This window comes from Staphylococcus sp. GDY8P119P, from assembly GCF_017892075.1.
GTDB lineage: Bacteria > Bacillota > Bacilli > Staphylococcales > Staphylococcaceae > Staphylococcus > Staphylococcus ureilyticus.
In genome coordinates this window covers 452,386-467,008 of record NZ_JAESKJ010000006.1, presented here as the reverse complement: position 1 = coordinate 467,008, position 14,623 = coordinate 452,386, and the positions used below count along the sequence as shown (strand labels likewise).

Annotated in this window: 9 protein-coding genes; 3 read left to right on the top strand and 6 right to left on the bottom strand. The window is 32.7% G+C overall.

The window, feature by feature from the left end:
- The first annotated feature begins 2 nt into the window (after positions 1-2).
- The 3 genes from KA830_RS06435 (at position 3) to KA830_RS06425 (ending at position 3,806) form a co-directional block, all read left to right on the top strand.
- A complete protein-coding gene (locus KA830_RS06435) occupies positions 3-1,325 on the top strand; it encodes a CoA-disulfide reductase (RefSeq protein ID WP_204179784.1) in 1,323 nt (440 codons plus the stop codon).
- Between the two features lie 225 nt (positions 1,326-1,550).
- The gene (locus KA830_RS06430; protein ID WP_002311824.1) at positions 1,551-1,847 is read left to right on the top strand and encodes a hypothetical protein; all 297 of its coding nucleotides are present in this window, start codon (positions 1,551-1,553) and stop codon (positions 1,845-1,847) included.
- A gap of 6 nt (positions 1,848-1,853) precedes the next feature.
- Positions 1,854-3,806, top strand: a complete 1,953-nt coding sequence (locus tag KA830_RS06425; protein WP_000163792.1) for a hypothetical protein — start codon at positions 1,854-1,856, stop codon at positions 3,804-3,806.
- A 71-nt stretch (positions 3,807-3,877) separates the two neighbouring features.
- Here the strand turns inward: KA830_RS06425 and dfrG are convergent, their stop codons facing one another.
- The 6 genes from dfrG to addB all read right to left on the bottom strand — a co-directional run bounded on the left by dfrG (position 3,878) and on the right by addB (position 14,612).
- Positions 3,878-4,375, bottom strand: a complete 498-nt coding sequence (dfrG, locus tag KA830_RS06420) for a trimethoprim-resistant dihydrofolate reductase DfrG (RefSeq protein WP_000868795.1) — start codon at positions 4,373-4,375, stop codon at positions 3,878-3,880.
- A gap of 298 nt (positions 4,376-4,673) precedes the next feature.
- On the bottom strand, positions 4,674-5,063 hold the full coding sequence (locus KA830_RS06415; RefSeq protein ID WP_046208041.1) for a YisL family protein: 390 nt from the start codon (positions 5,061-5,063) through the stop codon (positions 4,674-4,676).
- 226 nt (positions 5,064-5,289) lie between these two features.
- Positions 5,290-6,195 carry a fumarylacetoacetate hydrolase family protein gene (locus KA830_RS06410; protein WP_210134145.1) on the bottom strand — a complete coding sequence of 302 codons (906 nt, stop codon included), beginning with the start codon at positions 6,193-6,195 and terminating at the stop codon, positions 5,290-5,292.
- 119 nt (positions 6,196-6,314) lie between these two features.
- Complete coding sequence (locus KA830_RS06405) at positions 6,315-7,454, bottom strand: DUF418 domain-containing protein (RefSeq protein ID WP_046208039.1); 1,140 nt, start codon at positions 7,452-7,454, stop codon at positions 6,315-6,317.
- 25 nt (positions 7,455-7,479) lie between these two features.
- The gene (gene addA / locus KA830_RS06400; protein ID WP_204179783.1) at positions 7,480-11,151 is read right to left on the bottom strand and encodes a helicase-exonuclease AddAB subunit AddA; all 3,672 of its coding nucleotides are present in this window, start codon (positions 11,149-11,151) and stop codon (positions 7,480-7,482) included.
- Positions 11,148-14,612: a helicase-exonuclease AddAB subunit AddB gene (gene addB / locus KA830_RS06395; protein ID WP_210122936.1), complete on the bottom strand. Its 3,465-nt coding sequence runs from the start codon at positions 14,610-14,612 to the stop codon at positions 11,148-11,150. Before addB ends, addA begins: the two co-directional genes overlap by 4 nt.
- Positions 14,613-14,623: the final 11 nt, after the last annotated feature.

The following is a 14,623-nucleotide window of genomic DNA, read 5'->3' as shown; positions in this document are numbered from 1 at the left end:
CTATGAATAAAATTGTAGTGGTGGGTGCTGTTGCTGGAGGTGCAACCGTTGCTAGCCAAATCAGAAGACTAGACCATGAGAGTGAAATAACTGTTTTTGAAAAAGATAGAGATATGAGTTTTGCTAACTGTGCACTACCTTATTATTTAGGAAATGTCGTAGATTCAAGAGACAAAGTATTAGAAGCTACACCCGAGTCTTTCTATGATTCTAAAAAAATTGTTGTTAAACCTTACCACGAGGTAACTGCAATTAATGACAAAGCGCAAACAATTACTGTTTATAATAAACGTGACAATACAACGTTTGAAGAAGATTATGACACTTTAATTTTAAGTCCAGGGTGCAGTGCGAATACTTTAAACTTAAACAGTGATATCAGTTTTACATTAAGAAATATGGAAGATACTGATGTCATTGAAAAATTTATAGAACAGCAAAACGTTAAAACTGCCCTTGTCGTTGGTGCAGGATATATAGGTTTAGAAATATTAGACAATTTACACCATAGAGGTATCGAAAGCACATTGATACACCGTTCAACTCATGTAAACAAGTTAATGGATAGCGATATGAATCAACCCATTTTTGATGAAATGGAAGCGAGAGATATCAATTATCGTTTAAATGAAGAAATTCAATCAGTGGATGGTAATACAGTTCATTTCAAATCTGGTAAAGTTGAAAACTATGATTTGATTATTGAAGGGGTTGGAGTAAAACCTAATTCCGAATTTATTCAATCATCAAATGTAAGTTTAGACAGTAAGGGTTATATTCCAGTAAACGATCAGTTCCAAACTAACATTGAAAACATTTATGCTTTAGGTGATATTATTACTTCACATTATCGTCATGTGGACTTAAATGCACACGTACCATTAGCATGGGGTGCTCATAGAGCAGCGAGTATTATAGCAGAACAACTAGCTGGTAATGCATCTATACACTTTAAAGGTTACTTGGGTGCAAATATTGTAAAATTCTTTGATTATACGTTTGCCAGCGTTGGCGTAACACCACAAGAATTAGATAACTTTGATTACGAAATGGTAGAAGCTAACCAAGGAGAACACGCGGGCTATTACCCAGGAAATACTAAGTTACATTTACGTGTTTATTTCGATAAATCAAGCAGACGCATTATTCGAGCTGCTGCAGTAGGAAAAAATGGTGCAGATAAACGTATAGATGTTTTATCTATGGCAATGTTGCATAAGTTGACAATAGATGAACTTACTGAGTTTGAAGTTTCCTATGCCCCACCTTATAGTCGACCAAAAGATATTATCAATATGATTGGTTATAAAGCGCGCAACAAATAATTTCAGCTAATTTAATACGTGAAAATAAAAAGCGGAGACAGCTTAATGTAAGTAGTTCAGTTTTGGAGTACAAAAAGTGAAAATGTAAACCTAAATGAGTATCAAATTGCAACTGAATTTGATACTCGTTTTTTATTGTTAAATCAACGTTTGTTGTTAATTTACACCACAAAATGTAAGTTAAAATGTATATAAAAATGCGAACGTGAAATAATTATTGTAGGAATGCAAATTGGTGTGTTAAAATGGTTACAATTTACTAAGCAAAAAGGGGTGCATTTTCCTATGCAATTTCTTGAGCCAAAAAATAAGAACGCTAAGTCTGTGGATTGGGAAATATCAGAGCAAGTAAGGGTGATAGTTAAGCAATACGCTGAATATGCAGAGCGTACTGAAAGCGAAGCAGTGGATGAATTCTTATTGAACATTTTAGACGATAAGAAGTTTATTGAATGGATTGCCAACAAGCGAAGTAATAAGCGGATTGTTGAAAAAATGGGTATCAAAGATAGAGTGGGTTGATAGACAATGACCAAGCTTAAAAGATTAGCCACGAAGGAAGATGAAATTGTAGATGTTAAAATTCCGATTTCAAACGAAGAATTAAAAGATAGGGCTAAACAATATGATTTATTAACTCCAAAACGATTTGCAACAAGGTATAACAAAATGTTGTTCTTGCCAACGTCTTTTAAATGGAACGGTTCTGAATATCCCATTCAATATAATTACTGCATCAATCCGTTTTGTTGTAATTTTGGGAAAGAACAGCACAAATTCAAAGATGTAAAAGGGAAACCAAGTCGATATAAAATGACTGGTAGTTCCAAAGATAAAGGTCATAAAGGTATGTACTGCAATGACAATCCTATTGGCAGAGGTGTATCGCAAAACTGTACAGTAACCCCTTTATCTAATTGGTCTGTTGTTGAAGAAATTAAACGCCTTATAGAAATCAATAGCATCCAAGATGTTGAGCCAGATTATCAATTTCATAAAGAAGGCTGCTCGGAAGAAGAATCAACCCCATTCAATGAGCCGAAGCAATTTTACAAAAGGGGGAAAAGTAGGGGCAAATCTCAACGCTATCAATGTAAGGCGTGTAAGAAGTTCACTAATGTTCTACCAAAAAGAGAAGAAACCACTACTTATCACCAACAAAAGAACACCATTCTTCCAATGTTCGCTAAGATGGTTGTTGGAAGGGTTTCAGTCAGTCGTACTTGTGATATTTTAGGAATTGGAGTTGGAACCTACTATCATAAGCTGGAGTGGCTGTATAGGCGTTGTTTGGAGTTTTTAGAACGATATGAGACACAACCCCTTCAAACAAAGAAATTTAACGAGATGTGGCTTAATACGGACAAGATGCACTACTACCTAAATAACGTCCGTAAGAAAGGACAAGGTTCAAAGAAATATACGGGGTTTGAAGACCTTAATATGCAAACGTATATAGTTGTATCTGCTGAGGTCTTATCAAGATATGTGTTCCGTTCTGATGTTGCCTATGATTGGAATATTTCAATGGATGAATTAAATGAAGATACAAGAAAATTCAAAGAAGACCATCTCAATACTTTTAGTCGTAAAAATGATAGGTTAGATTGGTCTTATTATCCACAAGAACCATCCGCTAACGATAGCGAAAATAGGAATGCTTATCTTCACGAATTAGGGAAAATTACTAATAGGAGTAGATTTGTCGATGGTTTAAATGTTGATGCTCCTTATACTACAACTGCTCACTATTGGTTAATTAAACAAATGGTTAATGCCGACGAATGGCGAATGATTAGTGATGATGACTTCTCTATTAGAAACGCCTTTTATAGAGTATTCACGAAAGAATTAAGGTTGAGCGATGCACATCATTTTATTTGCCAAGTTAACAAGACGAAAAGCAGAAAACAATGCTTAAAAGAATTCGGACAAGCAAAAGCAGAACTGCTCGATTGGGGAGATATCAGAGGATTCAAAACAAAGTTTCTACGGACTTTGGCATCTCATTATCTAACTGAATTACTAACAAGTCATCAATTCCACGAAGAGGCTATTAGTAAAGATGGAGAAAGATATCGCAAATATGCCGATAACCCTATCAAACATCCATTAGCCACTAAGGATAAAGGATTTTATTCAGTTGATTGTAGAACGGATTTATCTGCTCTGGAACCAAACGAAATCGCAAAGATGCTATTAAATGTTAATGACCATTCGACCAATAGCTTTATTCAACAGATAAGACGTTATATATCATCTCTTGAAAGACCATTAACAACAGCTCGTGGTGATAAGAAGAGCTATATTTACGCTAACTTCAATCCGAAGTATGCTCAATTTGCGATTACAATTCTAAGAACTTACTACAACTTTTGTCGCCCTTTTAAATCAGCGGATAAAAAGGTTTTGACACCTGCTCAAAGATTAGGGATTACAGATAAACAATTTGATTGGAAAGATATAATTTATTTCAAATGACAAAAAGAGCTTGGAGTAATCCCAAGCTCTTGTGCTTTATCTTTACTGTTCTTCTTCAATTAACGCACCCGTTAACTCAATAAGTTTTTTCTTTCATATACATGAAAATAGTAGTTATACGGATTTTTATCATTCTTTATCCCTTTTTGGGCAAATACCTCATTCCATTCCTCATAATTCACTTCTGGAAAAAAAGTATCTCCTTCGAATTCATGATGTATTTTTGTGATGTACATTTTCTCAACATAAGGGAAAAACAAATTATAAATCTGTTCTCCTCCGAAAATAAAAATTTCTTCTTCGTTTTTACATAACTCAAAAACATCTTCTATTGAATGAACAATTTCACAACCATTAAAGGTAAACCCCTTATCTCTCGTCAGAATAATATTTCTTCTGTCAGGTAAGGCTCTTCCGATTGATTCAAGGTTCTTCCTACCTAATATTATCGGATGTCCCTTTGTAGTATTTTTAACATATTCCCAGTCCTTGGGAATCCTCCAAGGAATGTCATTCTCTTTGCCAATCACTCTATTCTTATCCATCGCAGCAATCAAAGAAACTTTCATTTATAACACAGCCTTTTTAACTAATTTACCATCTAATTTCTTATTTCTATCAAAAAACCTTTTCTCATTATCCTGCCCGTTAGTTGAATAAGCAATTTTTTCTATAAGTTATATTATCATAATACCACAAAATCACAAATTTTCATTCAATTATCATTTTCAATTGCATTTTATAAATCATTTTGTATGTAATTTGGTATGTAAGTTAAAATGAAAAAAGTAGTCCATTTTGAAGTACATTTTGTCATTTTGTACTCCAAAACTGAACTACTTAAGCTTAATGTCTCCGCTTTTTATATTACATACCAAACATTTGTGTGATTGGGCCTTGCGGTAAAATAACCCCAATAATGATAGTGATTATAATAACTGCAATCGTGCTCCACATCATACCATGACTTGCTTGTCCTTTTTTTCGTTTTGTAACTGTAACTTCCATTAATGCTACGACAGCCACACCACAAATCATTTTCAATGTTAATAACATGTGCCCGCCTGAATTTCCATCACCAAATGCTTGAATCCAAATCCAGAATCCTGAAATTAAGACTAAAACCATGAATAACCTTAATAACATATGAATTGGTTTAAAATAAGGTGTCGCACCTTGCTTTTCTGAGAAATTAAAATAAGCAGCGAAAAACAAGATAATTAGCAATACCCAACTTGCAATATGCATATGTAACATATTTAATACCCCCACACTATTTTTACTTTATAAAAATATCAATACATTGTTACTTTTAATTATAAAATTAAAAGCGTACTTTTTTAATCATACTGAAAAAGTAAATATTTTTCAAAAAAAGTTCTGCACTTCACATTTTATCTTCATTTTCAATTTATAGCAACATCATTACTTTATATCAAAAAAATTAGGCTAACTTATTATAATTAGCCTAATTCATTTATTATTATTTTTCTGCTATGACATTTGTTAAAGTACCAATATTATCAATCGTTACTTTTACTTCATCACCTGGTTGTAAAAATTTAGGCGGTGTCATACCTGCCCCCACACCAGCTGGTGTACCAGTAGCAATAATATCACCAGGATGTAATGCTACATATTTCGAAATCTCTTCAATCAATTCATCGATTTTAAGAATCATTTCTCCTGTATTACCATCTTGACGAATTTCATTGTTTACTTTAGTTACAATATTTACATCTTCAGGTGTCGGTAATTCATCTTTAGTTACTATATATGGACCAACTGGGCAACCACCAGTTAAACTTTTAGATAAGAATGCTTGATCCTGTTCATTTTGGGCTTTGCGGTCAGTAATATCATTAATGATTGTATAGCCATATACATAGTCAAGTGCTAAAGCTTTAGGAATTTTCTCACCAGATTTACCTATCACAATACCCAGTTCACCTTCATAATCTAACTGATCTGTAATATCTTTATGATTTGGTATTACACTATTATCACCAGTTAACGATGAAGCTGCTTTTGTGAAGACGTATAAACGTTGTACCTCATGATTTAATTCACTAGCATGGTCTTGATAATTACGTCCAAAAGCAATCACATTATTTGTTGGCGTGACCGGTGGTAATAATTCAATATCTGCAAATGCGACTTTATATTCTTCACCTCTACCACTATCTTCTGCCGCAACGACTGCTTTACGAACCTGTTCTTGGAAATCTAATATTTGGTTTTGTTGAAGACCATTCAATAATGTCTTAGGATGAAAGTCCCCTTCCGCAAAATCTGCAAAGACTTTTTTCAAGTCCCAAGCAGCTTCTTCTCTTTTAACTTTCACACCATAAGATGTCTGTTCATTATGTCTGAATGATAGAAATTTCATTCAATATCAGCTCCTCATCTATATCTTATTACATATTATAACTATATTTAGTAACAAATCACAAATAAATACCCATTATTTTCAAAAAATTCAATAAACATAGACATGATATTGTATCGTTATTTTAAATAAGTCACTTTACGCCACAACCATTCAATAGGGCCGTACCTATAAAATTTCAGATACACATAGCAGAAAATTAGTTGTAAGCTATATACAACCAATACGATTAAATAAGATTCATACAGTGGTAACTTATTATATAAACCTAAACCTACATAAATAAATGTAAAAATAAAACTTTGCATTAAGTATACTGTTAGACTCAATTTTCCTGGGTATTTAAAGATATTTACGGTTTTGGAAAATTGCTTAAATCGACAACAATAGATAAATAATAATATGTAGCCAAACGCTACAAGTGGCCCACCAATCATAGCACTAATGATTGCAAAAGCTTGGTTTCCAATGTCCACTACATATGGCATTTTAAAAGCGTATCCAACAATTAACATAAGGCATGCATATAAAACGTGACGATGACGATTTTGTGCGAATTGTACCTTTTCAACCAAGTTGTATTTTTGTGCTGCCATTCCTAAAAACACATACGGTAAAAATTCAAAATATGCAGAAAAAGTTATTGTATCTATAATATTATAGGTGTTTTCTACAACATTTACTTTTAAATAGTTAAAATATTCGCCACTTTGCTTTAGATTGACGATTTCAGAAACATTAAATCCGCTTATATTAATAGTACTATATGGATCATCTAAGTATGTTACTAAAAAAGTAGGTAAAATTAAGATAAATACTTTTATTGCATATAAAATAACACCTATTTTAAAGAGTTTCTTGCTACTTTTTTTAATACATAATACTGCAATCATCCCTGTAAATGCATAACTGAACAAAATATCTCCTGAAAATAGTAAAAAACCGTGTAATGCACCTAATATTAATAAAAAAGTTAATCTTCTATAAATAAAGGGATAATATTTCATCGCTCTTCTCTGACTATGTTTGTACATAATGGCTAAACCATAACCAAATAAAAAGGTGAAAATAGGATAAAAAGAACTGATTACAAACAGTGTAATAACTCTTAATATACTTTGATCTATCCCTTTCACTAAATCCGGTAAAAATGATTCCTCATATGGCATACTAAATGTCAATATATTCATCAATACAATACCTAACAAACTGAATCCACGTAAAGCATCCAGTTCGAATATTCTCTGTTGTGTCGACACTGTTTAGCACTCCTTTATCAAAGCATTATTTAATCGATTTATCATCTATTGAAAGCTGACCAAATTTAAAGAAGTATAAATAACCTTTAACAGGTTCGCCAAGTATGGTCTGTAAGGTATTTCTATAGTATTCCATTTGTATTTTATAACGCGCACGCAATTGATTTCCAACTTCTTCATCTGACATATGCAAGCGTCTATTAAATGCATCTGTTTTATAATCAACAAAGTAATATTGCTGATCTTTAATAAAAATCAAATCAATCATCCCTTGAATGATTGATGCGTCTGTTTCTACATCTTTCAACTGGTCTACTTTTGCTTGATTCACAACGAAAGGTAATTCACGATAAATATAATCACTTTGAGCAATCGTAAGATACAAGTCACTCTCAACAAATTTATAAATATCATCAAATTGAATATCAGCTTTTGCATCTTTAGGTATGATCGCTTTAACTATTAATTGGTCAACAAATATTCCAATTTCTTCTGCTGTCAGCCTTTCTTCTTTAAATGGTAAATGCTGCATTACCGTATGCATTAATGTCCCTATTTCATTTGCTTTTCTCTTTGTTTGTTGACTTAAGAAAGCTGGTCTTTCATATGAAGTTGTGCCAATACGATACTGACGAACTCTATCATAATTTGTATCCGCTTGTTCTGTTTCTAATTGTCGTTTTAATTCAGAAACGGACTGTTTTGAAGGTTTCATCATAGCTTCTTGATATGGATAGACGTAACTTAATTGCTGATGTATTTGCGTTTTTAATGTGTCATTGCCACTATTTATATACTCAATATCACTAACTGTACGCTGTTCACTATCTGAAATAACTTGTTCTGAAGCAATGTCTTCATAAAATTCTGTAGTCAAATTCACATAAGGTTGCATCGTTGAATCAATATCTTCTATTGATTGCTCAAAACGCATCTCTCTTGGTAAAGATGATGATTGATATTTTGCTAATATTGGGTATATCATATCAATCGGTCTTTGGGCTGTAATCCGATAACTGACTGGTAAATGTGTTTCCGAAACAGAAACCTGCTCTAATTGTGTTAATTCTTTCTCATCTTTAACACGGCCAATCAAAAATAATTGTTCCTTAGCACGTGTCAACGCCACATAAATTAATCTCATCTCTTCTGAGACCATTTCTTTTTCCGCGATTGCTTTCAAAGTGACTGATGATAATGAAGGATAAGCTAAATTTGATTCTACATCATAATACGTCATTCCAAGTCCATAATTTTGATTTAAAATCACAGGTTTATGTAAGTCATCTCTTCTAAACTTACGCGATAAGCCAGAGTAAATAACAAATGGAAATTCCAGCCCCTTACTGCTATGGATTGTCATCATTCTCACAACATCATCATTAGGACCTATGATGTTTTCTTCACCGAAATCTTTTCCTCGCTCCATAAGTTCATCAATAAATCGAATAAATTGATATAGACCACGAAAACTAGAATTTTCAAATTCTACTGCTTTATTAAACAAACCATATAAATTCGCACGTCGACCTTTGCCACCAATAAGACCACTAAAATATTGTATAACATAGTGATCATTGTAAAATTTATCAATCAGTTGATATACAGGATGATTTTGACTGTACGATTGATACATAGCTATATCTTTTAAAAATACTTCTAATTTTTTGACCAATTTCTTATTTGCCACGTCATTTTCCATATAATGTTGGATAGATTGATAAAAATAATCATCATGAGGACTAAATACTCTAATGTTTGATAATTCATCTTCTGTAAATTGGTAAATAACTGAACGCATTAAACCGACTAAATAAATATCTTGTAGTGGGTTGTCAATCGTTCTTAAAAAAGACAATATCAGTTGCACTTCTGTTTGTTCAAAATAACCTTCTTTACTATTAACATGGAACGGAATATTATGATCCTTAAATGCTTGTTGTATTTTTCGTGCTTGCCCATATGATCTCTCTAAAATAACAATGTCCTTGTAGTTAGGCTTTCGATATTGTTGGGCTTTAATATCAAAGATTTCACGTGTATTCATTATTTTTTCAACTTGTTGTACAATATATTCTGCTTCTTGTTCAGAACCATTTAACTCAGAAGATGCATCTTCTACTAGCATATTTAAATTCACATCATATGGCTTGTTGTCAAAGGGAGCTCCATAATATAACTGTGCTGCATCATCATAGTTAATCTCTCCTACAGATTCATCCATCATATGTTTAAATAAATAATTAGTTGTCGTTAACACTTCTAATCTTGAACGGAAATTTTGTGATAAATCTATACGTAAGCCATATGATGAGCCATCTACAGTAAAACGATTATACTTTTCGATAAACAAACTAGGATCTGCTTGTCTAAATTTATAAATCGACTGTTTGACGTCCCCTACCATGAATAAGTTGCCATCATGTTCCTCACCACGTTTAATACATGACAAAATCTTTTCTTGTACTCTGTTTGTGTCTTGATATTCATCTACTAATATTTCTTCAAACTGATCACGATAAGATTGTGCAATCATTGAAGGTGAACCATCATCATTTGTTAAAATTTTCAAAGCAAAATGTTCATAATCCGAGAAATCTAAAATATTTCGACTGCGCTTTTTTTGATTAAAAAGTTCTATGACATCTTTTGTAATAAGGCTAAGATAAGATACTCTAGGCGCTAAACGTTGCATATCTTCTTTTAGATTTTCTGAAGACCTTGAAAAATAATCATTCTTAACTTTTGACACTAATTTTTTATAATTATCATAATATGCTTTACCATCATCATAAGCATCTATCATCATTTCGTTTGCTTCTTTAATTTTTTTATCTTTTCGAGGAAATGTTTTTTCAAATTCGTGTTGTACGATTGCTTCATGATTGATATGGCCATTTTCCATAGCTTTGTTTAAAAATTGTTGTTCTTTTTCAATAACTGCAATTTGTTTATCGACTTGTTCCAGCATCATAAATAAATCATAACTTTTATTTAATGACTCTAAGGCAGACTCCATAAATATCATGGCCAACTCATTAAGTAATTTTAATAACGCTTCCTGCTCCACTTCATCTTTATATGGTGTTGCAAGACCGCTTAACCAATTCAAAGGATTGGGGTTAGCAACACTAAAGAAATACATTTTTTTTACAATGTCTCTGAGTTGTTCATCATTCCTATCTGAGGACAACTGTTCAGTTAAATCAACAAAATGAGGGTCTAAGATGTCATAATGTTGTTCTAAAACCTCATCTATGGTTTGTTCTAGTAATAAAATATTTTCCGCTTCACCACTTGTTTTAAAGTTTGGATCAATATCCAATACATCGTAATGTTGCTGAATTAACTTTAAACAAAAACTGTGTAGTGTAGAAATTTGAGCTTGGTGAATTTTGATGCGCTGATTCTTTAAATGCGTATTATCAGGTGATTCAATAAATGCTTCTTGTATTCGTTGATCTACACGTTGCTTCATCTCTCTTGCACTTGCATTAGTAAACGTTACGACTAATAAACGATCTACATCGACCTTATCTCTAAGAATGCGTTGAATGATGCGTTCTACTAAAACCGCTGTTTTACCAGAACCTGCAGCTGCTGCTACAAGTATGTCTTGATCCTTTGCAAAGATACTTTTCCACTGATTATCGGTCCATCTTGTGCCAGCTGGTTTTACAGGAATCTCACTGATCATTCTTCTTCCTCACTTTCTAACTCCATATTTTGTACTGCTTCAATTGGGTTGATTGTTTCGTCTACGGTTCTATAGCGTTTACTGTCAATCATGCCATCAACATGACAGACTGGTTTATAGTTACAGAAATCACATGGCAGTGTTTGATTATATTTCATTGGCGCTACTTCTGTGTGACCATCCATAATATTAGATGCTGTTTCTATAAAATTTTGCTTATTATGTTGAATTAATTTATAAATCGTCTTTTCGTCCGCGACCTTACTATTAGATTTAATGCCTCCATCTTTTTTTAAACCTAAAGGTACAATATCTGAATTATAGCTAGGTTCTATTCGAGTATCAAAAGCATCCAATACTGCTTCGTCACTATTTAATAAGCCACTTAATTTAAAGGATTGAATAAATTCTAAATCCCTTTTCGTTTCATTTAATTCATTCCACGCAAGTTTAATACGTGGTTCATGGACATGAAAGTACAATAACCCACCCGGCTTAGTCATATTGGTTAGGCCGAGCCTTGCTTTATTTTGTAATACAATATCCATATAAGTCATCATTTGCATTTGCATGCCATAATAAACTTTTGTTAAATCTAAGGTCCCACTATATTTTGATGATTTATAATCAATAATATTCACAAAACTTTCATTTCCGTGGTTATACGTATCTATCCTGTCAATTTGTCCTCGAATGTTGATAGGAACCCCTTGTTTAGTTTGTAAAGGCTGCGCATACAGTTCTTGATTGTCCCTAGGTTTTTTTCTGAAACTGGCTTCAAAGCGTTGCGGTGTGAATTTACTATAACTACCTTGATATTTTAACGCCGTTAAAGTTGTTTCTACTATTGAACCAATGCGCTGTGACAAATAGCGATAATAAGCTGTTGAATTTAATAGATTAAATTGTATCTCTGGTAGGATTTCAGATAACGCGTCACTCGTCAATTTGTGAATTTGCTTGATGTTTAAATTCTTAAAGTCGCCATTAATTTTTTCAGAGATAAATTTTAATACTTGATGGAATATATCACCTAAATCAAAGTTTTCTAGTTTATATTTTGTTCGTTCATTAAGTCGTAAACCATGTGAAGCAAAATGCTTAAATGGACATGATTGATACCCTTCAAAACGTGATACACTAGCATTTATAGTCGTACCATATAAATCTTTTGATAAAGATTCACTTAATTGTACAGTTTTATTATCGTAAGTGAGTGCTGATAACAAATAAGTAAGCCCTTCATTTAACTGCTCATCATCCCTCATAACTTGGTATGTATCTAACCACGTATCTGCGACGATTTCTTCATCAAGCCAAGCTTTAAGTGATTCAAATAATGCAATTTTTGTTTGATGTGGATGTTCCATTAACGTTAGCGGATTTGCTTGATGTTGACGCTGGATGTTTTGTACTTCAAGATCTGTAAACAATTGCTGAATTTGACCTAAAAATGGGCTCGCTTCTTTTTCCTCCCCATTTGATCCCATTAAGGAATATGAAAATGTCACCTCTGAACGCCCTCGTGTCATAGCAATATAGCAAACAAATGCTTCATCCATTTGTAATATATCTGATGTTGGACTTAATTCGATATCAGCTTGTTCTTCAAAATATTTTTTCTCCTCATCTGTTATTAAGCCTGAAGCATTCACAGTCTGTGGTAAAACGCCATCATTGACCCCAACTAAATACACATGTTCTTTATTATCAACTTTTGCTAGGTCCATTGTACCAATGCTAACTTGATCAAGCGTTTGGGGAATCATTACAAATTCCAATTGATCCAAACCAATATCTAATAACTCTAAAAATCTACTTTTTGTTAAATTTTGAGTTCCAAAAACCGTAACTAAATCATCTAATGTTTGAATAAATCCATGCCATATTTGATCAATTTCTTCTGATTTACGGTGTTCGCCTTCAGCGTCTAACGTATCACGTTCTGTCATTAACTGACTGGGCAAATCGAACGATTCAATAGCTTCGTAAAACGCTGTTGCAAAATCAACAGCTGTGGTTGCATCAGCCATTTGATTTTCAAAGCGCATAATTTTATCTATCACATCTGTTTTTAACTGAATAACCCTTTCAAATGTTTCACGTTCTTCTTCTGTTAATGGTTGTCGTTTTAAACCCATTTTCCTAAATTGTTCAACTTGGAAATATTTATCATCTATCCAACGTTTTCCATAAATACCACGTTCTAATACAAAATTTTCTAAAATATCAATTAAGTACTGGCTGTCTTTAAATTTTTTAGTTAAAATATTCGTTTTAAACAAACGCATTAGAGGCTCAAAGTTCCAATTTGTCTGAAGCACTTCAATTAACGAGCGAAACATTTCCATTATAGGATGATGAGTCATAGAAGCCTTGACGTCAATGTTATAAGGTATATCGTATTGTGGTAATATCGATTCCATTAAGTAGGCATATGATTCATCTCTATATAAAATAGCAATATCTTGAAAACGTCTACCTAATTCACGGTTTTCTTTTAAAATCCGTCTAGCAACTTCATTTATTTCTTCTCGCATCACTGATGATTTTAGGATAGAGATATGACCTGTTGATGCAATAGGTTCAAATTGCAATGCATTAAAGTTTTTCTCTAAATGCGATAAGTCATTATGAATAAATCTTTGTTGTTGATAAAATGGTTTAACATTTAAATGGATATTCAAATCATTTGCGATGGCTTGCATTTGTGTTAATGATTCTGACGGCTTTCTAAATAAACTAAAAACATCTTTATCTCCATCTGTAGTTAAAGCAACCGTAACTTGCTTGGTATGCTGAACTAATGAACGAATGATTTGATATTCAATTGTAGAAAAGTTATGAAATCCATCAATGTAAATCTCAGCACGTTGCAACCAATCGGATTGGTTCATCACCTCAATAAATCGCTGCAAACTATCCTCAGTAGAAACATACTCGCCACGAATCCTATCTTCTAAATGTTTATATATTAACGCGATGTCTTCTAATTTGTGTTTAGTCCTCGTTTGTAAGTGGTTGTTTGCTATATAATCTTCAATATGTTGTGGAGAAACTGCATATTTTTTAAAATCTTGAATTTGCTCATATAATTTTTCACTAAAGCCATAGTATTTTACTTGAGATTGATATAATTTCAATTCTGACTGATGTTGTTGAATAATGTCATAAATCATCATTTCAGTACCAACTTTGGATAACTGTTGTTCTGTTAATCCACCAACTTCTTGAAAAACACGGTGACTTAAACGTTCAAAATGGAGCACTTCAGTTCTCAAACTGCCATATAATGATGGATCTTTTACAAAAGCTTGCTCTAACTGAAACGTGTTTTGGGTAGGTGCGATTAAGATAATAGGATCACCTAATGGATTTTGTTTCATTTTAGTTTTTATTTCTTCTATTACACTGTGCGATTTACCAGTGCCAGCTCTCCCAATATAAGCATTAAATTCCATTGCGTGCAACA

What these genes read in the sequence shown, in the direction of transcription:
- KA830_RS06430 (WP_002311824.1), top strand. Translation starts at nt 1,551, where the DNA reads ATGCAAATTGGTGTGTTAAAATGGTTACAATTTACTAAGCAAAAAGGG.
- KA830_RS06415 (WP_046208041.1), bottom strand. Translation starts at nt 5,063, where the DNA reads ATGTTACATATGCATATTGCAAGTTGGGTATTGCTAATTATCTTGTTT.
- KA830_RS06435 (WP_204179784.1), top strand. Translation starts at nt 3, where the DNA reads ATGAATAAAATTGTAGTGGTGGGTGCTGTTGCTGGAGGTGCAACCGTT.
- KA830_RS06410 (WP_210134145.1), bottom strand. Translation starts at nt 6,195, where the DNA reads ATGAAATTTCTATCATTCAGACATAATGAACAGACATCTTATGGTGTG.
- addB (WP_210122936.1), bottom strand. Translation starts at nt 14,612, where the DNA reads ATGGAATTTAATGCTTATATTGGGAGAGCTGGCACTGGTAAATCGCAC.
- addA (WP_204179783.1), bottom strand. Translation starts at nt 11,151, where the DNA reads ATGATCAGTGAGATTCCTGTAAAACCAGCTGGCACAAGATGGACCGAT.
- dfrG (WP_000868795.1), bottom strand. Translation starts at nt 4,375, where the DNA reads ATGAAAGTTTCTTTGATTGCTGCGATGGATAAGAATAGAGTGATTGGC.
- KA830_RS06425 (WP_000163792.1), top strand. Translation starts at nt 1,854, where the DNA reads ATGACCAAGCTTAAAAGATTAGCCACGAAGGAAGATGAAATTGTAGAT.